The organism is Rhodococcus sp. BH5 (assembly GCF_027583855.1).
In the GTDB taxonomy this organism is placed as follows: Bacteria; Actinomycetota; Actinomycetes; order Mycobacteriales; family Mycobacteriaceae; genus Rhodococcus_F; species Rhodococcus_F qingshengii.
The window spans coordinates 241170-262665 of the sequence record NZ_JAJHVW010000004.1 but is presented as its reverse complement, the minus strand read 5'-3'; the positions used below and the strand labels follow the sequence as shown (position 1 = coordinate 262665).

Sequence of the window (21496 nt, the reverse complement as noted above, 5' to 3'; positions counted from 1 at the left end):
GCCGATTACGCGGTCAGTTGTTGATCACGATGTTGAGGTTGATGATGATTCCGCCGAAAGTCAGGATCGTGTTGGCCAAGCCAACGGTCATTCCACTGTTCAGAGCCGCGATCAGTCCGTTCATCGTCGTATCCCCTTCACTGTCTACGGGTTACGCGTACAAGATTGTGCGCTGGCGCTGACAATAGGCCAAGTTCGTGACCTGCGCGCCATTGCGGAGAAAACTTGTACCCCGGTCGCAGTTTCCACGTTAACTGTTGCAGGACAACATAATTCCAAGATCGGCGCACTACCCGCTAACGGCCGAATCAAACATCACGATTGGGCATACGCAGACCACTTCACATAACCGTCCGCCCCATCAGACACTTGTCCACCGAAACAGAGTGCACAACAGTTAGTCCGGTGCAACAATGAGACGAATCGGACATGCCTGCGACGTGATGGGGAAGGGTGGTTGAGACAATGACGGCGCCGCGCATCGCCAGAGGACACCGCGGCCCCACCGGGGGCCGAAATTCCGCGTCGCAGGACAGCCTGGACGCCGCCTCGGACGCCCTGCAATCGCTGTACGCGCACCTCGATCCACATGCCCAGGCCGAGCAATTTCTCGAACAAGTCTGCAGGCATGCCGTCGATCTCATCGCCGACGCCGACATGGCCGGAATTACCATCGGCGGTTCGGACACGACATTCCGAACCGTCGCCGCCACCCACCAACTTGTTCGCACCGTCGACTCGATCCAATTCCGACTGGACTACGGACCGAGTGTGACGTCGTCACGCACGGGAACCGTTGTCCGCGCACATGCCAGCGAAGCCCACAGCCGGTGGCCTCAATTCGCAAGCGCGGCAAAGGCAGTCGGCGCCGTCAGCTTCTTGTCCATGCCACTGCCTGGCCGGGAACGCCCGCTCGGAACCCTCAATCTCTACAGCCACGACCTCCGAGGTTTCACCGGCGCCGACGTGGCATTGCTCCAACTGTTCGCCGTGACCTCGGCCTACGCGCTGCACAGCTCGCAGCGCCTCGACATCGCCAGAAAGCACGCAATGGACCTCGAGCGAGCACTCGAATCGCGAGGCGTCATCGAACAAGCCAAGGGCATCATCATGGGCACCCACCACGTCGACGCCGACCGAGCCTTCCGCATTCTCATCCAGGACTCGCAGCGCAGCAACGTCAAACTGCGAGTGATCGCCCAGCAGTACATCGACGGCGCGATCGACCCGCGCCAGGCTACGAACAAGCCCGAGACCAACTGAACCGGGCGCCTATCGGCACCTCAGCAAATACAGAGGCACCCACCACATTGGTGAGTGCCTCTTCTTTCGGAGCCTCCTGTCGGGATTGAACCGACGACCTTTCGCTTACAAGGCGAGTGCTCTACCACTGAGCTAAGGAGGCGAAGACCGACGCGTTGCCGCGACTGACTTTGCGGAGCCATCATATCCAAGCCGTCACGGTGGCCGCGCGCGGGTCACGTTAGATAGCGTGGGCCCCATGCGCAACTCCCACTCCGCCCCCTGATGGCGAAATTCACCGAAGTACTCACACGCCTGACGGGAAACCGGCAAGCCACCGTCGACACGGTCACGTCGGCTCCCGCACCGCTTCAACCGATCGACCTGACAGACGACGCCGTCGTCGCAGAGGTCCTGGACCTCGCGGTTCGGGTGGGCGAAGTCCTCCTCGCATCCGGAACCGCGGCCATGGACACCGCTGAGCAGGTGCAGTTCATCGCCGCCACGTACGGCCTTGCCCAGTGTGACGTCGACGTCACTTACAACTCGATTGTGCTCTCTGCCTATCGCGGCCCGACGCGACCGCCGGCGAGCACGATGCGCATCGTCCACTACCGCTCGATGGACTTCACGCGGCTGGCGGCCGTCGAACGTCTGACACGTCGTATCCGCCGTGAGGCGATCACACCGGACCAAGCGCACGACGCGCTCACAGCCATCACGACGGCGCCGCACCCGTACAACCGATGGACCGCGACCATGGCCTGGGCTGCGATGGCGGCTTCGGTCTCCGTCCTGCTCGGCGGCGGGTTCCTCGTTGCCACAGTCGCGTTTCTGACGACGATGGTCATCGATCGAGTCAACCGCGTACTGAACCGGTTCGGGTTGCCGTTCTTCTTCCAGCAGGTTGTCGGTGGTCTCATCGCGGCTGCGCCTGCCGCCACGCTCTATACATTTCAGGACCAGCTGGGGATCAGTATCCGGCCGTCGTTGGTCATCGCGGCCGGAGTGGTCGTTCTACTGTCCGGGCTGTCGTTGGTGGGCTCGGTCCAGGACGCGATCATGGGTGCACCCATTACAGCTGTCGCGCGATTCTTCGAAGTGGTGATGATGACGGGCGGCATCATCGCGGGCGTCGCAATCTCGTTGCGAATGACCGGGATGTTGGGTTCGACGCTTCCACCGATCAATGTGGAAGTCTCCACCATCACGCAGTTGCCGATCCTCATGCTCTCCGGTGCGTGTGCGTCGGTGTTCTACGCGCTCGCCTGCTACGCCGAGCGGCGTGCACTCACCGCGGCGTTCCTGGGCGGTGCGGCAGGCAGTGGTGTGTCGATCTTCGTGCAGACACTCGACGTCGGTCCCGTGATCGCCGCCGCAATCGCCGCAACCGTGGTCGGTCTTGCCGGTGGTCTGATGGCTCGCCGCGCACTGACGCCTCCGCTGGTTGTCGCGGTCGCAGGCATCACTCCGCTGCTCCCCGGTCTGTCGCTGTACCGAGGCCTGTACGCGCTGCTCAACGACCAGGTACTGATCGGGTTGACTGCCTTGCTGTCGGCGTTCGGTATCGGCTGTGCCCTGGCCGCGGGCGTCACGCTCGGCGAATGGGGAGCGCGCACGCTGCGTCGTCCACGGATTCTGATGCGCGTGGACTCGCTACGTCGCCCGATGGTCCGCAAGCGCAGGCGTCGAGTTCCCGTCACCGAGAAGTAGGCGTCGTTCAAGCAGAAAGAGCTGGGCACCTGACGGTGCCCAGCTCTTTTCTGTTCACTCGGGGGTTCCGAGCGGTGAGAGAATCAGCTCTCGACTGCGTGCTTTCCACCGGCAGCCTGATCGGCTTCCATGGCCTCACGCAGGCTCTTCGGACGCATGTCGGTCCAGTTGGCCTCGACGTATTCGAGGCACGCCTTGCGGCTGTCTTCACCGAACACCACTCGCCAGCCGGCGGGGACCTCGGAAAACGTGGGCCACAGCGAGTGCTGGTCCTCGTCGTTCACCAGCACGTAGAAGCGGCCGTCTTCGTCATCGAAAGGGTTAGTGCTCATCTCGCCTCACTCGTTACGTACGTGTCTTGTGCGCCCAGACTAGCAAGCGCACCAGTTCGGTTCTGGTGGCTCAGCACCGACGCCAGAATCTCCCCCGCCCGCACTGCCACGTTCGACAGCAGCGACGACGTCAATCCGTGAGTCTGTTCTGTCCCACCCTGCAGATAGATACCGCCTGTCACGTCCTCCGTTACAGCCAGTCGATAATCCCGACTGACGTTACGCGGAACGGACGAATCCGGCACGAGTTCACCCAACAAATCGTCCAGAGGTGCCGGGGTGAAACCCGTGGCCAGAATGAGTGCGTCGCACGCCAGCGTGTCGGTCAAGCCGTCGAGATTGCTACGGACAGCCAGTTCGATGCCGGATTCGGTCTCCACGGCACTCGTGATCTCCGAGGCCCGACGCATGAACAGTCGCCGCGGCCCACGAACCATCTCCTGATATTCGGTGGCATACAGCTTGTTGATCAGTTCGATGTCGACGACCGAGTAATTGGTACTGCGGTGCAGATCGAGCAGTCGGCGTCGTTCCGCGGCGTCTGCACCGTGCAGCTGATCGACGGCTTCGGGATCGAAGATGCGGTTCGCGTACGGGCTGTCGTCTGCCGGGCTGTAGCCGTAGCGGGCAAAAACACTGTGAACTTCGGCGTTCGGGTAGTTCGCGTGCAGGTAGTCCACGATCTCCGCGGCACTCTGGCCGGCGCCGAGAACGACGAACCGGTTGTGTACGGGCTCCGGCATTGCTTCGAGATGGAAGAGGAACTGGTGATTGTGGAAGCACCGCGACGAAGGCGTCGCCCACTCCGGGATCCGCTCTTTCAGTCCGGCTCCGACAACGATGTTGCGCGCGATCACCGTTTCACCGTCGGCGGTGCGAACCGCAAAGCGATCGACAACGCCGTCGGAGTTCTTGATGCCCTCGACCCCGTCGACGGTTGTACCGAACTGCACGTCCGCGTCGACTCGTCGAGCTGCCCAGCACAGGTAGTCGTTGAATTCGTGGCGCGTGGGGAAGAAGGTCTGGTGGTTGACGAAGTCGACCAGTCGACCCTGCTCGAACAGATATGAGAAGAAGCTGTATCCGCTCTGTGGATTCCGGAACGTCACCAGGTCCTTCGGAAACGCGATCTGCATGGTGGCACCGTCGAGCAGCATCCCGGGATGCCACGCGAACTGAGACTGCTTTTCGAAGAACCGCGCGTTCACCCGATCAACGGCCGCACAATTTGCATTGTGTTCTTCGACAGCAATGGCCAACGCGAGGTTGGCCGGACCGAACCCGACGCCGACGATGTCGACAATGGCAGGTTCGGCGCTGGAGTCTCTTGGTGATTCACTCATTACAGGTAGTCCATCCCCGACGGAACGACCTGGTACGGCCGCCAATCGATGTCCCGAAGTAAGTAGCAAAGGCTACCCTTAATGAGGTGAGGGTATCAACACTGTGAGCCCCCGTATAGCGGTCGACCCCACGGAGCGATGCGACGTATGTCATAGTTTCGCCCCCTCGCTCGCGTCATCCCCTTCGGCGGCGACTGCAGCCTCGATCACGTCGACCAATTGACCTGCCCATACGCGGACTGCACCCGCATCGACGCGGTCGGCACGGAACCCGAGAGTTGCAAAGACAGGCCCATCGCCCACCGGCTCGTAAAAACTCAACGTCACATCCGCATCGGGCACTCCCACCGGAATCGGTACGAGAGAACCGAAGTCGCCGAGCCCGTCCAAATCGGCCTCTTGATGATGGATCACCATCACCTGAGGCCTCATGGACGCCGGATTACCCAGCGCCTGCTCGACATACACATATGAGACGTCCTGATTGCTCAGCGCTTCCAGATTGTTTTCCCGGATGCGAGCCAGCAATTCTGCAAACGTCGGACTACCGGACGTATCCGTGCGCAGGAGAACAACATTGAAGAACGATCCGATCATCGGTTCGAGACGGGGATCCGACCTGCCCGCAACCAATGAACCGATGGGAAGATCAGTACCCGCGCCGGCCTTCGTGAGAACGCTGGCCAGTGCGGCCTGCAGGACCATGAACATACTCGTGCCGGTGCGCGCAGCCAGGGCGTCGATTCCGGCGTGCAGACCCGCGTCGATGTCGACGGCGATCACGTCACCTCGAGGCTCCGAGTCACCTTCCGGCAACGGAAGATTCACACTGGTCGGTATTCCGTCGAGCGCATCCCGCCAATATGCAAGTTGCTTCGACGCTCGGCTGTCGACGTCTCGGGGGTCTCCCAACAGCTCGTCCGACCACACGGTGTAATCGGCGTACGTCAATGCAAGCTCGTCCCAAACCGGTTGATCTCCCTGCGACCGGGCTGCATAAGCAGAGACCAGATCTCCCAACAGCGGCACTACTGACCACTCGTCGACGGCGATGTAGTGCATGACGAGAAGCAGTGTCCTAGAGCCGTCTTCACCGAGCACCAGATGAACCCGCAACGGTGATTGCTCACGCAGATCCATCGGAAGTTGAGCCAGTTCGAACACCACTCGACCCACATCGCCGGCGCCGACATCGACCACATCGACAGTCGGACGCACCGATTCTCTTGCCACGACGATGCCGTCGACCTCGACGAAGGTGGTCCGCAGGGGTTCGTGCCGCGAAGTGACATCGTCCAAGGCGTGCCCGAGAATCTCCGGATCGATCTTCGATTTCAGGGTCAGCGCCAGAGCGTGGCTTGCTTGCGGTTGCGCGCCGGACGCGCGGAACAACTCCCATTGACGACGTTGCGGCGCAGACAGACCCATCGTCTCGGGACGTTTCACCGCCGGCGCCAGGATCGGCCGCCTACCTTCCGAACGCGCGACGACGGCCGCCAACTCCGCAACACTCGGCGCGTCGAATACGTCTCGAATACTGACGTCCACGCCGAACGCTTCCCGAATGCGACCGACCAGTTTCATCGAAGCCATCGAATGGCCGCCGAGTTCGAAGAAACTGTCGTGGACTCCGACGCTCGGTAGCTGCAGGATTTCCGCGAACGCAGCCGCAACCGTGGACTCCACTGCCGTGCGAGGAGCAACATCACCCGCCAGCTCCGACCAGTCCGGAGTGGGCAACGACTTGCGGTCGAGCTTTCCGTTGGGCGTCAACGGCAGCGGACCGTCAAGGGCGACAACCATGGTCGGAACCATGTAGTCGGGCAACGACAGTGCCGCGAGGTTCCGCACTGCCGTCGTGTCGACGACGACACCGGGTTCCGGTGACACGTAACCGACCAGGCGCGTGATTTCGCCCTGCCGATCCGCGACGACCGTTGCCTGCTTCACCGAAGGATGAGCACTGAGAGCTCCGATGATTTCGCCCAACTCGATTCGGAAACCGCGGATCTTGACCTGATCGTCGACGCGGCCGAGGAAGTCGATGTTCCCGTCAGAGCGCCACCGCGCGCGGTCCCCGGTGCGATACATGCGATCGCCCGCGGTGAAGGGATCGGCGATGAATCTCTGTGCCGTCAGATCGAATCGGCCCAGATAGCCTCTCGCCAGGCCGCGTCCCGCGATGTACAGCTCGCCGGATACTCCCGGCGGAACCGGACGCAGTTGATCGTCGAGCACGTACGCCTGTTCGTTGGGGTCAGGGATTCCGATGGGCACGGGACCGTTCCAACCGGGTTCCGCCTGCCACAGTGTGTTGTTCACCGTGGCTTCGGTGAGTCCGTACGCGGCAAGCAAATTCAGCCGCTCCGCCCATCGCCCGATCAGCTCCGGTGGCACCGTCTCGGTTCCGACCAACACGGTGCAGCCCTGCGGCACTTCACATCCTGCCGGCAGAGCGGCCAGCAACGAGGGAGGGATGATCGCGTGGGTGACACGATTGCTCGTCATGAAATCGGTCAGCGCCGGACCGGCAACTCGTGCATTCTGCGGCACGATCACCAGGGTGCTGCTCGTGCACAGTGCCATCGCCAGCTCGAATACCGCGACGTCGAAGCCGACCGAAGCGAACTGCATCACCACCGAACCCGGTACCAGTCGCATCCGAACCTCGGCTGTGGCAACAAGACTCGGAATACCGTCATGGGAGAGGACGGCTCCCTTCGGCTTGCCGGTCGATCCCGAGGTGTAGATGACATAGGCAGCGTGGCTGACGCCAACTGGTGGCCGGGGAGTTTCGACGATCACTGCCTCGTCCAGTTCCGCACGGATCAGCGGATCGTCCAGGAGGATTCGCTCGACGCCGACCACATCCTCGATCCGCGAGCTTTCCTCCGCAGTGGACAGAAGTACCGAGGCGCGGGAATCGGTGAGCATGTATGTGATGCGCTCGCTCGGGTGACTCAAATCCAGGGGTAGATACGCGGCCCCCAGCTTGAGCACGGCGAGGACCGACGCGACCATTTCCACCGAGCGCGGGACGGCAAGCCCCACCACGTCTTCGACCGACACTCCGCGGCGATACAGCACGCCGGCGATCCGATCACACTGCTCGGAGAGTTCGCGGTACGTGGCCTGCCCCGCCTCGTCGCGCACCGCAATCGCCTCGGGCGTAGCAGCGACCCCACGCGCGAAAGCGTCGTAGAACGTCTCTTCCGGCACGTCGACGGCGGTGTCGTTGAACGAGGTGACAACTTGCTCGAGTTCGCCTGGCAAGAAGATGTCGATGTCGCCGATCTCGATGTCGGCCGATTCCACGACTGCCGCGATCACCGATTCCAATCGGTTCGAAATTCGCTGTGCTGTTTCGCGATCGAAGAGGTCGCTGCCGTATTCGAGTCGGACGTCGATGCAGCCTTCGTCGCCTAGGTACTCGGTGAAGTTGAACACCAGATCGAACTTGGCTGTGTACTCCTCGAGTTCGAACGGATCCCCTCCCATCTCCTCGCGGCTGTGATAGCCGACCATGACCTGGAACAGCGGATTACGTGCCAAAGTACGCGACGGATTGAGGCGCTCCACCACCGTTTCGAAGGGAACGTCAGCGTTGGCGAAGGCCTCGAGATCTCCCTCGCGAACGCGATCCACCAACTCCCGGAACGTCGGGTTACCCGACGTATCCGTGCGCAGCACAATCGTATTGACGAAGAAGCCGACCAGTTCGTCGAGTCCCTGCTCACTACGTCCGGCGACGGGAGCGCCGAGGGGAAGGTCCTCACCCGCTCCGAGCGCAGTCAGCAACGCCGCCGACGCCGCGTGCAGAACCATGAACATCGAACTCTGGCTCTCGCGCGCCAGATCTCGCAGTGCAGCAGTTGTCTCCACGCCCAACCGTGTCACCACTGCACCACCGGAGAAACTCGGTCTGGCCGGTCGACTCCGGTCGGCGGGAAGCAGCAGTTCTTCGGGGGCTCCGTCCAAACTCTTCGCCCAGAAGTCCAACTGCGTGCTCAGGATGCTCGACGGATCGTCGGGGCTGCCCAACAATTCCCGTTGCCACAGAGTGTAATCCGCGTACTGAACCGGAAGCGGTTCGAAAATTGGATCTTCGCCCTGGATCCGAGAGGAGTATGCAGACATCAGATCGCGCAGGAATGGCCGATCGGACCATTCGTCCGTCGTGATGTGATGCAGGACGATCACGACCACTACGGCACCGTCCACCTCGGCACCGTCCACCCGGATCAGACGTGCGCGGATTGGAATCTCGTCAGACAGGTCGAACGGACGACCCACTGCCACGGCAATTTCACCGGCGACACCGGATTCGTCTCGATGAACTGTCTCGACCGGAATCGTCGCCGATTCGAGAATTATCTGCTCCGGCGATCCGTCCACCAACCGGAACACCGTACGCAGGGATTCGTGTCGTTCCACGACGTCGCCGAGCGCCGCGGCGAAGACGTCCGCGTCCAGTGCGCCGTCCAAACGGAGCACGATCGGGAAATTGTAGGCCGCGGAGTTCTCCTCCATCTGTCCGATCAGCCACAATCGCTGTTGAGCGGCAGAAAGAGGAAGGTGGTCCGGCCGCGGCTTCGCTACCAGCACCGGTCGCGTCGATCCCTGCTCGGCCACAATACGTTCCGCAAGTTCCGCCACCGTCGGCGCTTCGAAGAGATCACGCATGGTCAGACTGTTCGGAATGGCGATCCGAGCTCGACTGATCAGCTTGGTGGCCAGAAGCGAGTGCCCACCGAGGTCGAAGAAGTTGTCGTCGACCCCGATATCGCCCACATCGAGTACGTCGGAGAAGAGGTCGCAGAGGACCTCTTCCGTGTGGTTACGCGGTGCGATCGACTCCCCACTCCGCTCCCCCAGCACCGAATCAGCGGTTGGCAGTGCCTTGACGTCGAGCTTGCCGTTGACGGTCATCGGTAGTGTCTCCACCTCGATCACCACGGCCGGAACCATGTAGTCGGGTAGGAGAACTCGCGCCTGCGCGCGGTAGTCGTGCCCGGCGCCGAGTCGCACGGGTGTCACGTAGCCGACGAGCCTCTTGACTCCACCTGCCCCGACGTCGACCACCACTGCCGCTTGCCGCACATGTTCGTCGGATTCGAGAACGGAGACGATTTCGCTCGGCTCGATGCGGTGACCTCTGATCTTCACCTGATCGTCGGTGCGGCCGAGGAAGTCCAGGTTGCCGTCACCGCGTCGCCGCACGAGATCCCCGGTGCGGTACATACGTCCTCCGGTCCCAGCCGGATCTGCGACGAAGCGCTCGGACGTGAGCGCGAAGCGTCCGAGGTAGCCGCGAGCCAAACCGGCTCCGGCAATGTACAGTTCGCCGGCAACTCCATCGGGGACCGGACGCAGCCAGCCGTCGAGAATATGCGCGGCGGTGTTCCAGATCGGTTTGCCGACGGTCGGGGTGTCGCTGTCGAACGTTCCGCCACCGAGCGTGTTGATCGTGTATTCCGTCGGACCGTAGAGGTTGTAGCCCACGGTTCCCTCGGTGTCGCGCAGCCTGTTCCACACCGAATCCGGAACGGCTTCACCGCCGAGCAGGACCAACGGCGGGCGGTGGTGTCCCACACCGTCGTCGAGAAGCCCGCTGTCGATCAGGTGCGTCGCGTAGGTCGGTGTCACGTTGACGACGTCGATGTCCAGTGCGTCGCAGTATGCAACGAGTGCCTCGGCATCACGACGCAGATCCTCGTCGCAAATGTGCACCTCGTGGCCTTCCACGAGCCACAGAAGTTCCTCCCACGACATGTCGAAGGCGAAGGACACGGTGTGCGCGATCCGCAGGCGCCGGCCCGCCGCGGCGATCACGGGTTCGAAAATCGCCTCGCGGTGGTTGAACTGCATGTTCGTCAAGCCGCGGTAACCGGTGACCACGCCCTTGGGCTTGCCGGTCGAACCGGAGGTGTAGATGACGTACGCGGGGTGGTCGAGTCGATGCGGTGCCCCCGGGGCGAATGCTCCGAGTTCCGACGCGGAGAGTGCCCGCGCCGAGATCGTCAGTCTCCTTGCTGCTGTATCGGGTTCGTCGATCACGATAGTGCGGACGTCCGCACCTTCGAACCTCGGTGAGGCCGAAACGGTTGTCAGCAACACGACAGGATCCGCGTCGTCGATCATCACGGCCAACCGTTCGGCCGGATGGTCGAGTTCGAGGGGTAGGTAGGCAGCACCCGTGCGCAATACCGCGAAGAGCGCGACGACCATGTCCACCGAACGTGGTAGGCCAAGAGCGACAATCTTTTCCGGGCCGGCGCCGTAATTGATCAGCAACCGCGCCATCCGGTTGATCTCGCCGTCGAGATCGGCGTAGGTCATCCGGCGCTTCCCGAACACGAGTGCCGTGTCGTTCGGTTGCGCCGACGCGACTTCTTCGAACAGGTCGGCAATGGTGCGCTCCGGCAACTCCCGGATCTGCGTCTGCTGCGCTACTGCGGGAACCGGAGACGCAACAACCGATCCCGCCATGTCCTGCGACCAACTCTGCAGCAGGTCGACGAAGTGACGCAGTAGGTCCTCGGCCCGGCGCGCGGTCACCAGATGCGGATGGAACTCGAACTTGACGTTGACGGTGGCACCCGGTGTGACCACGACGGTCAGCGGATAGTGCGTGTGATCGATACTGTCGCTTCCACTCACGTCGTGAGCGGCGTTGAGCGCGTGGACTTGCCTCTCGTCCACGAAGTTCTGCAGGACCATCAGCACGTCGAAGAGTTGACGATGCTCGGAAACACGCTGGATCGATGCCAAACCGAGGTAGTCGAAAGGCATCAGCGAAAGTCGATCCGCCTGTGTCCGACGAAGAAGTTCCTCGACGCTCTCGTTCGGATCCAGTTGCAGCCGAACGGGAACGGTGTTGAGGAACATTCCCACCACGGTGTCGATTCCCGGTACCTCCGGTGGCCGTCCGGCAACCGTGGAGCCGAAGACGACGTCCTGTCGACCGGTGGCCGACGCCAGCACGAGGGCCAGCGCTGCATTCAGTACCGTGTTGAACGTGACGCCGGACGCGGCAGCGCGCTCACGCAACGCACGCGAAAGCGTTTCCGACAGAACCGCATCGCGGCGATCCGGAAGCTGAACTTCGACGCCGGGCATCGGCTCGGCAACAAGCGTCGGCTCCTCGAGTCCTGCGAGCGCTCCGCGCCACCCCTCGTCGGCGGCTGCACCGTCGCGATCGGCCAACCAGGCGAGGTATGTCTCGAACGACCCCTCGGGTTCGCCGAATGCGCTGTCGTCGCCGCCGGTATCGTAAAGCGCCAGAAGCTGACTGACGACAAGGCCGTTGGACCAGCCGTCCCACAGCAGGAACTGCCTGTTGATCACCAGACGATCCTGGCCGCCGGGCAGATGCAGCACACTCATACGCCACAGCGGCGGCGCGGTCAGGTCGAATGGCGTCACTCGGTCTTGGGCGGCGACGGCCTCGGCACGCTCACGAGCAACCGAGTCGTCGAGTTCACGGAGATCGTGGACGACGACCGGAACATCGAGTCCAGCGCTGAAGAACTGCACCGGCTCGTTCAGCCCTTCGCTCACGAAACCCGCTCGCAACGTGGGATTTCGTCGTTGAAGTGTCCGGGCGGCCGCAGCCAACCTGTCGACATCGAGGGTGTGCCCGAAGTCCATCGAGAACTGTGCCGTGTAGATGTCCCCACCACTGCTGCTGTCGCTGCTGCCCGCGTAGCCGGCTTGGAAGTACAGGCCTTCCTGCAACGGTGAGAGTGGGAGGATGCTGCTGACACCTGCCGGACTCGCATCGGCTATCGCGTCGATCTCGGTCTGACTCAGGTCGAGCAACGTCACATCGGACGGGGTCAGAATGGGAGGCCCGGCGTGACGCGCGGCCGCAGCCGCCAGATCGCCGAGGGCCGAAACCCAGCCGTCGGAGAGTGACTGCGCGTCCTCCTCGGACAAATCTTCACTTGCCCAGGCAAACTCGGCGCGGAGCCCCGAATCCACGCTGACGACATTCACGATCAGTCGGTACGGGCCTCCCATGTCTGCGTCGGGATCGGTGGACAAGGCTTCGGATTCCGCTGCCAAGGACCATGCTGTCGATCCTGCTGTCGTCGTACGTCCGAGATAGTTGAACAGGATCTGAGATTCGGAGCGCCCCGCCAATATCGATGCCGTGCGGGCATTCACGTATCGCAGCATCCCGTAGCCGATACCGCCGTCCGGAGCCGCCCGCAGGCTCTCCTTCACCTCGCGTAGCGTGTCCACCGGGTCGATTCCGCCGTGCAGTCGCATCGGGGCAATCGTGGTGAACCAGCCTACTGTTCGCGACAGATCGATGCCCGCCACCAACTCCTCCCGGCCGTGCCGTTCGAGATCGACCAGCAATTCGTGCTCACTGCGGCCGGTGGAGCGGCGCCAGCGATCGACGGACATCGTCAGCGCTGCCAACAGAACATCCGTTCCCTCGGCACCCACCATTGCCGCAACCGATCCAAGTGCTGCCTCGGAGATTGCTCCGTCCACCGTGACCGTGCGCCTCGAGCCTCCGGATACGACGGCATCGCCCGCGGCGTCGGGGATCAACTGCGCGCCCGGAGCGGTCACGGTCAGCCAGTGATCGAGTTCGGCGAATCGATGAGCACTGTATGCGTGTTCGGCCACCGTACGGGAGAAGGTACGCAGCGAAGTTCCGACGGCATCCAGTGCGGCGGGCTCTCCGGCTTCGACTGCCACCCAGGCCATCGCGAGATCCTCGAGCAGGGTTCCCCAGGAAACCCCGTCCACGACCAGGTGGTGCGCGACTATCGCGAGTCGGCCCAGACTCTCAGCGCCGCAATCGAACCAGACCACCGAGACCATCCGCCCTGCAGACGGATCCAATCGACTGGTCGCAGTTTCAGAGTGCTCAGTGACGAGTCTTCGCAACTCGGAGTCATCCAGTCCCCGAGCATCAACGCGTTCGACCAGGTTCGCTGCCCGGACACTACCGGGTTCCTCGATCCGCGCCGACCACATCCCGCGGTCATGTCGGATCAAGGTTTGGCGAAGTCCGTCGTGGTGATCGAGCACGGCCTGCAAAGCGCCGGTGATCGAACCGAGAGATGTTGCCGGAGAGTGGATCAGAACTGCCTGGTTGAAGCGGTCGGTACCACCCGTCCATTCGGACAAGCGGTGAACCACCGGCAGCGGAACCAGCTCACCCACGCCGATGTCGGCCGTGACGGTGGCATCCGAGGTGGCGACATCACCCACCGCTGCAGCGATCGCAGCGGGAGTGCGCAATTCGAAGATCTGACGCGGGGTCAGCACTACCGAATCACGACGAGCCAGGTTGACCAGTCGGATCGCCAGGATACTGTCGCCGCCGAGAGTGAAGAAATCGTCGCGCACCCCGACACGGGGCAGTCCGAGAACCGTCGCGAAATGCCCGGCGAGGAGGTCTGCAACGCCCGAGGAAACCACTCCCGTCAAGTCGCCCACCAGTGCCGCAAAATCCGGTGCAGGTAGTGCTTTTCGGTCGAGCTTGCCACTCGGGCTCAGCGGCAGCGACTCGAGCCGCACGAAGGCACTTGGCACCATGAACTCCGGTAGCACTGACAACAACTGAGCTCGAACCGCAACATCATCAGCATCTCCGACCAGGTAGGCGACCACCTGTGCGCGGTTGCTCGGACCGTCGGTTCGGACGATCACGGCACTTGCCGTGACTCCGGGGCACAGCGCCAATTGCGCTTCGATTTCGCCGAGTTCGATTCGGAATCCACGAACCTTCACCTGCTCGTCGGCACGGCCGAGGTACTCGAGAACGCCGTCGGCATTCCACCGCACGATGTCACCGGTCCGGTACATCCGCGAGCCGCCGTCGCTGTACGGATTCGCCACGAATCGTTCGGAGGTCAATCCCCCACGTCCGTGGTAACCACGCGCCAGTTGTGGCCCTGCCAGATAGAGCTCACCGGTGGCACCGGCCGGGACGTTCTGCAGGTAGGGATCGAGAACCAACAGGCCGGTGTTGGCGGCAGGTGCGCCGATCGGGACGCTGACGGCGTCTGCCGGAGTTTCCTGCACCGACGGTTGCCAACTGACGTCGACGGCGGCCTCGGTGGGGCCGTAGAGGTTGTCCACCAGAGTATTCGGCAGGATCTCGGCGACCTTGCGTGCAACGTGAACGGGCAGTGCCTCACCGCTGCAGTTGACGATCTCGAGCGAAGAGCACAGTGCTGCTTTCGGCTCCGCGAGAAACACGTCGAGCATCGACGGAACAAAATGCACTCGGGTCACGGAATGTTCGACGATGACGTCGGCCAGATAGCCAGGGTCCTTGTGCCCGTCCGGCTCGGCCATCACGAGAGTTGCCCCCACCAGGAACGGCCAGAAGAATTCGGGAACGGAGACGTCGAAGCTCGACGGGGTCTTCTGCAGCATCCGGTCGGAGACGTCCATCGGACGTATCTGCTGTGCCCAGAGCAATCGGTTGACCACACCCTCGTGGTTGACCACAACGCCTTTGGGGCGACCGGTCGAACCCGAAGTGTAGATCATGTACGCGGCATCCGCGGGCGATCCTGGGACACTCAGCGGATCGGCGGGGAACTGCGCCGACTCCGATACCGTCACCCGCGGAACCGAACCCGAATCGAGTGAAGAGTCTTCCGACACCACGACGCACACAGGATCGGCGTCACCCAGCATGTACGTCAGCCGCTCCGCCGGGTAGCCGGTGTCGAGGGGAACGTATGCTCCCCCGGCCTTTCCGATGCCGAGTATCGCGACCATCAGATCAAGAGATCGAGGCAAGGCCACCGCTACCAACGATTCGCGTCCGACGCCACGTTCGCGCAGCAGATGCGCAAAACGATCAGCGCGAGAGTGAAGTTCGGCGTAGGTCAACGACTCTTCACGGAAGATCACTGCGGTGGCTTCGGGCGTACGCCCGGCTTGATCCTTCAGCAGCTCGGTCAGCGTTGCGCGCGGCCGATCCAAGGCCGTGCCGACGCTCCCCGGCTGTGCGGGTGCCAGCGCGATCCGGCCGATGACCTGATCGAGATCGCGCGAGAGCTCGGTGAGTACGACTGCGAGAGTTTCGGCCAGCGACGCAGCGGCGTCGCCGTCCACCCGAGCAGCGTCGTACTTGAGCTCCAACGCCAATCGATCGCCGGGGACCACGATCAGGGTCAGCGGGTAGGCCGGTCGCTCGTCGAATCGAATTCCCGTCAGTCGCACCGAGTTCGTCCGATCAGCGATTGCCGTGTCACCGAGTGGATAGTTCTCGAACACGACGAGTGATTCGAAGTCCTGCTCCAGTCCGCCGGTCCGTCGCAGTTCGGGTAACCCCAGGTACTGATGGTCGAGTAGTTCCGATTGTTCCCTCTGCCAACGGGAAAGCGCTTGCGCGGCTGTCTCTGCCGGATCGAACCGCAACCGAGCCGGCACGGTGTTGATGAACAAGCCCACCATGGACTCGATGCCGGGCAGGTCTCCACCGCGTCCCGATACGGTCGATCCGAACAGCACGTCTGTTCGGCCGGTCATTCGGCCGAGCACCAGCCCCCAGGCGCCGTGCACGAGCGTACTCAGCGTCAGGCCATGGGAGCGTCCGTTGATCGCCAGTGCGCGAGTATCACTGTCGGACAGCTCGACTCGGGTGGCACAGACGCCGCTGCTGCCCGCGCTCGGCGCGGGAAGTTCGACCGCGGGCCCGGGAGAGTTCAGCGCTTCCCTCCACACCGCTGCCGAGGCCTCGTGATCGTGGCGGGCCAACCATTCGAGATAGCTGCGGTACGGCGCCGGACTCGGGAGCACCACGCCGGAGTCGCCAACGCTGTACGACGCCATCAGCTCCCGCAGCATCACCGGAACCGACCATCCGTCTGCGACCGCATGGTGAATCGACTGCAGCAGAAGGTACTTCTCCGAAGAGGCACGGACAAGCGTGTAACGGACGAGCGGCGGTTGCGCCAGGTCGAACCCGCGCGCGCGGTCGGCGGAAAGCAGTTCATCGACATCGGCGCCGGCCACCTCGACTACCGCCATCTCCACGACAGCGCTCGGGTGCACCACCTGCACGACCCGGCCGTCACCCAGGACCGAGAATCCGGTGCGCAGCGCCTCATGCCGATCGACGACGGATTGCAGCGCGCGGCGCAACGCCGCACTGTCCACGGCTCCGGTCAGTTCCACAACCTGTTGCACGACATACTGATCGGCCCCCGGATCGGCAAACGCCGAATGGAAGTAGATCCCTTCCTGCAGCGGAGTGAGTGGGAGAATCTCTTCAGCCTTCGGTAACCCGTCCACGTCTGCCTGAGCGAGCGCCACCAGAGGGTAGTCCGAGGGTGTGGCTCCGCCGAAGGCTGCGAGCCCGGACACGGCCTCGAGCGAGTCCAGCCACAACCGCGCAAACCTGTCGATGTCGCTACGCAGGAAGATGTTCGACGCCCAGGTCAGGGTGGCTCGCAGTCGTGGTCCACCGGCGGCGTCCTCGGCTACGACGTCGACAGACAACGCGTGTCCCAGCGGCATGGACGGATCGGCAGCACCGTCCATCGACACCGGGAACCAGTCCCCCTCCGCTGCGGCAGTACGTCCCAGGTAGTTGAGCACCACCTCCGGCGCTGCGACGCTACCCAACTGATCCGAGCTACCCAGGTATCGCAATGCTCCGTACCCGAAGCCGGCGTTGGGGACGCGTCGAAGTTGCTCCTTGACGCTCTTGAGAACCCCCGCCAACTCGCCGCTCGCTTCGAGATCCGGAGCGGCTGTACCGATCTCGAGCGCCACCGGGAACACTGTGGTGAACCATCCGACGGTACGAGTCAGGTCGACGTGCGCAGCGCCGTCACCGCGAACGATGTCCTCGTCGCGTCCGTGCCCCTCCAGGTCGATCGTCACCGATCCGGCACCGCTCCAACGGGTCAGCGCCACGGCAAGTGCGGTGACCAGCACTTCGCTCACATCGGCTCCGAACGCCCGTGGGACACTGCCCAACAGCTGATCTGCAAGTTCTGGAGGTAGGGTGATCGACCGCGCTGCAGCGGTGCGCGCGAGGTCAACTGCCGGGTCGAGTGCCCGACGGCCGAGAGATGCCCGTTGTGCGGACGTCACCGAGTCCCAGAACTCGATTTCCGAGTCCAGTCGCCCGGCTCCGACCGCATCCGAGACGAGTTCGGCGTACCTTCGCACCGACGTGCCGACCGGAGCGAGTGCGGGTTCGTCGCCATTCATCGCTGCGATGCCGGCGCGCGCGAGGTCCTCGAGGATGATGCGCCACGAGACGCCGTCGACCACCGCGTGGTGGATGACCAGCAACAGCCGTCCGGGACCGGTCACAGGGCGGAACAGAACAGCGCTGACCATCGTGCCGTCGGCCGGATTCAGACGGCCGACAGCTCGCTCGGTCTCGGCGACGATCAGCGGTCCGCATTCTTCGAGCGGTGCCGGTAGTGCACGGGTCTCGAAGACCACAGCCACTTCGTTTGTCTCCGGGACGAGCAGTCTTCCTTCGGGCGTCAACGTCGCACGAAGTGCATCGTGGCGCGCCACCAGGGCGTCGAGCGCCGCCTGGACATGCTCGGACGTCAAGGCTGACGGCGTCTGAATCAGCGCACGCTGGTGGAAGGTTCGTACTGCGTCCGACACTCCGAGAACCCTGGCGGCAATCGGCGTCGTGGCTACGTGGCCGATCGGTTGGTCCGCGTGGTCGACGATCTCAGCCACTCGGGAGGACTGGGCACGCGCCATAGCCTCGGCGGTGCGCAGTTGGAACACCTCGCGAGGACTGATCGACAAACCGGCAGCACGAGCCGCGGTCACGAGTGAGATCGCGACGATGCTGTCGCCGCCCAGTGCAAAGAAGTCGTCGGTAACGCCGACCGAATCGAGGCCGACTGCCGACGCGATCAACGTGCAGAACTGTTGTTCGACTTCGTTTCTCGCAGCGACATGTGCACTCAGTTCGGCGAGATCGGGCTCGGGTAGCGCGCGACGGTCGAGTTTGCCGTTTGCCGTGAGCGGAAACTTGTCGAGGACGGTGACGGTGGTCGGGACCATGTAGTCGGGCAGCTTGCTCGCAGCCCACTCGCGAAGCTCACGTGAGTCGATCGCGAGGTTCGTCCCCGACGCTGCGCTCACGTAGGCGGCGAGATACTTTGCACCTGTTGGTGCTTGGCGCACCAGAACTGCCACGTGACGCACTGCGGGGTGCGAAATCACGGCGGCTTCGACATCCTCGAGTTCCAGGCGCATGCCGCGGATCTTCACCTGATTGTCCGTGCGTCCGAGGAAGTCGAGGGTGCCGTCGTCGGTCCATCTGGCCAAGTCACCGGTGCGATACATGCGGGATCCGGCCAGATCACCTGAGACGAAGGGATCCGCGACAAAACGAGATGCGGTCAGTGCCGAAGCACCCACGTATCCGCGTCCCAGCAGGAAGCCCGCGGCGTAGAGTTCGCCGCCGGTGCCGATCGGAACCGGCTGCAGGTCGCCGTCCAACACGTAGAGGCGAGTGTTGGGGTTCGGGCGACCGATGGATGTGGCGATTCGTTCCGCGTCCTCGCGGTAGATCACATGGGAGACACCGATGGTCGCTTCGGCCGGGCCGTAGCCGTGATACAGCGTCGTGGACAGTTGATCGCGGAACCGATCGAAGAGTTCAGGCGTGAGAACCTCACCGCCGCACCACACGTGCTTCAACGTATCGAGCTGATCGGTCCCGTTCGCCAGATCCAGAAGGATGTCGAGCATCGACGAGACCAGGTAGACGAAAGTGACCGATTCTCCGGCGATCAGGTCGAGCAGGTATTGCGGGTCGCGTTCCCCCTCGGGCTTCGCGATCACCAATCGACCGCCGGAGACGAGCGGGAGCAGGATCTCGTTGATCGAGATGTCGAACGAGAGTGGGGCTTTGAACAAGGAGGCATCGCCGGACCCGAACCCGAGAATCCGCTCCCGCTGCCACAGCAACCTTGCGCAGATTGCCTCGTGGCGGATCATGGCGCCCTTCGGACGTCCGGTCGAACCGGACGTGAAGATGACGTATGCGAGTTGGGCACCGTGAATACGAATGTCGGAGGTCATTGTCTCGGACAGGTCCGAGGGCCCGTCCTCGTACGCCCACGCGGAGAGATCGACCGGAACGGAGTCGTCTACACCGTCCGAGGTGAGCACCAGTGTGGCGCCCGCGTCGGCAAGTACCGATTCGCGGCGTTCGGCAGGCCATGACGGATCCAGCGGAACGAAGGCACCACCGGCACACATGACGGCCAACAACCCCACCACCATCTCGGCGGATCTCGGAAGCCCGATCGCCACAACGGTTTCGGTCGCGACACCGCGAGAGATCAAGTGCGCGGCGAGCTGTGATACCCGACTTTCGAGTTCGCCGTAGGTCAGCCGGACGTCGCCGTCGACCACGGCGACAGCGCCCCGATCGGCAGAGAAGCTGCTGCGCAACAAATCCGGCACCGTCGTGATTGGCTGCGGCTCTGCGGTGTCGTTCCACCCGTGGAGCACGAGTTCTCTCTCCGCGAGCGACATGGGGTCGAGTGCCGAGATCGGAAGCTGCGGCTCGGCTACGAATCGATCGAGGAACTGTTCGATTCTCGCGGTGTGATCGGCCAACTCCCTGTCGAATCCGGCCGGGGCGCGGACGTCGATCTCGATCGGCTCCCCGTCCTGACCACCGCGCACACTCAGATCCAGGTCACTGACTCGACCGGTTACCGAATTACGCACGCGCACCGGGCATCCGCCGAAGGTGAGTGTGTGTTCGAACATCATCGAGTTGATGCCGGGGCCGAAGACCTGACGGTCGGGATCGATCGCCCGAATGTCGCGAGCAAGATCCTCACCTCGGTACCGCCCGTGCTTGAGAATCGAGACCAGGGCGGTGTCGAGACGAGTTGCCAACTGGCCGATGGTTTCCGAGCGTTCTACCCGAATACTCAGCGGCAAAATCGTCGACGCCATCGAAGGAGTGCGACGCATGTCGCGCCCCACCCGAGCGGCCATCGGTACCGAGACGACAACGTCGTGCTTTCCGGTGGTTCGTGCGATGTACGCGATCAGCGCGGCCATGGGCAGGCGAGTTCGTCGAATCCCGGCGTCGGCCGCATAGCGGTAGAGCTGTGCCGCGCGATCAGCGTCGAGCGTGAGTATCGCCGAGATCGGCGGCAGCGAATCATCCACCTGCCCATGCAGAATCCGCGTCGCTTCCGGTCCCGATTCAACGCGTTCGACCCAGTACTGACGGTCGGTCTGGAATCGCGGAGAGTTCCGGTAATCCAGATCGGCTGCAACCACGGCGTCGAGTGACCACTGCGGCGCGGCAGTCCCGAGATTCGGATCGTCGTATCGCTCGGCGACGTCGGCGACGATGAGCGAGATGCCGTACCCGTCGATCACGCTGTGGTGATAGCGCTGATACCAGATGACTCGGTCGTCAGCGGTCAGCAGAAGCACCTGGCGGAACAGCAGATCGTCCGGACCGAAGACCCGAGCCATGTCGGTGTCCATCCACGACTGCGCAGTCGAATCGGGATCCGCCTCGGCCCGAAGGTCGAGAATTTCCACGTCCCAGCGCGCATCCGGAATCGGCACCTGGATCAGCTGGTTGTCGGCATCGACCTCGAAGTGCACGAACAGCGCTTCGACGCGTCCGACGCTGGCCTCGATCGCCGCTGCCGCGCGCTCGACGTCGATCGTGCCGTCGACCTCGACGACAAGTCCGATGTTGTAGACCGGACTGCTCGGATCGACGTTCTGAGCAACCCACACCTCACGCTGAGCGGCCGTCGCCGGGAGCGCTGCGTCCAGATCGGCACCGCCCGATACCGCCGGGTGAGCTACCTGAGAGTGGTCAGACATCAAGAATCCGATCATCGTCGT

5 protein-coding genes and 1 tRNA gene are annotated in these 21496 nt (G+C 63.2%); 2 read left to right on the top strand and 4 right to left on the bottom strand.

Going from position 1 to position 21496, the window contains the following annotated elements; translation table 11 throughout:
• The first annotated feature begins 465 nt into the window (after positions 1–465).
• Positions 466–1263, top strand: coding sequence for a GAF and ANTAR domain-containing protein (locus tag RhoBH5_RS12920; RefSeq protein ID WP_003945473.1), 798 nt, complete (start codon positions 466–468; stop codon positions 1261–1263).
• A 70-nt stretch (positions 1264–1333) separates the two neighbouring features.
• Here RhoBH5_RS12920 and RhoBH5_RS12915 read toward each other — a convergent pair.
• Positions 1334–1405: transfer RNA gene (locus RhoBH5_RS12915), tRNA-Thr, on the bottom strand.
• 122 nt (positions 1406–1527) lie between these two features.
• Between RhoBH5_RS12915 and RhoBH5_RS12910 the strand changes: the two genes are divergently transcribed.
• Positions 1528–2955 (top strand): threonine/serine ThrE exporter family protein, encoded by a 1428-nt coding sequence (locus RhoBH5_RS12910; RefSeq protein WP_270008383.1) that lies wholly within the window; start codon positions 1528–1530, stop codon positions 2953–2955.
• Between the two features lie 83 nt (positions 2956–3038).
• Here RhoBH5_RS12910 and RhoBH5_RS12905 read toward each other — a convergent pair whose 3' ends face one another.
• From RhoBH5_RS12905 to RhoBH5_RS12895, 3 genes are all read right to left on the bottom strand, one after another.
• On the bottom strand, positions 3039–3287 hold the full coding sequence (locus RhoBH5_RS12905; protein ID WP_003945538.1) for an MbtH family protein: 249 nt from the start codon (positions 3285–3287) through the stop codon (positions 3039–3041).
• Positions 3284–4630 (bottom strand): lysine N(6)-hydroxylase/L-ornithine N(5)-oxygenase family protein, encoded by a 1347-nt coding sequence (locus tag RhoBH5_RS12900; protein ID WP_007734359.1) that lies wholly within the window; start codon positions 4628–4630, stop codon positions 3284–3286. The genes RhoBH5_RS12905 and RhoBH5_RS12900 overlap by 4 nt, the downstream gene beginning before the upstream one ends.
• 150 nt (positions 4631–4780) lie before the next feature.
• Entirely contained in the window at positions 4781–21490 is a 16710-nt protein-coding gene (locus RhoBH5_RS12895) for an amino acid adenylation domain-containing protein (protein WP_442972457.1), read from the bottom strand.
• Positions 21491–21496 lie beyond the last annotated feature (6 nt).

Coding starts and splice junctions, on each gene's coding strand:
- RhoBH5_RS12920 (WP_003945473.1), top strand. CDS start 466: ATGACGGCGCCGCGCATCGCCAGAGGACACCGCGGCCCCACCGGGGGC.
- RhoBH5_RS12910 (WP_270008383.1), top strand. CDS start 1,528: ATGGCGAAATTCACCGAAGTACTCACACGCCTGACGGGAAACCGGCAA.
- RhoBH5_RS12905 (WP_003945538.1), bottom strand. CDS start 3,287: ATGAGCACTAACCCTTTCGATGACGAAGACGGCCGCTTCTACGTGCTG.
- RhoBH5_RS12900 (WP_007734359.1), bottom strand. CDS start 4,630: ATGAGTGAATCACCAAGAGACTCCAGCGCCGAACCTGCCATTGTCGAC.
- RhoBH5_RS12895 (WP_442972457.1), bottom strand. CDS start 21,490: ATGATCGGATTCTTGATGTCTGACCACTCTCAGGTAGCTCACCCGGCG.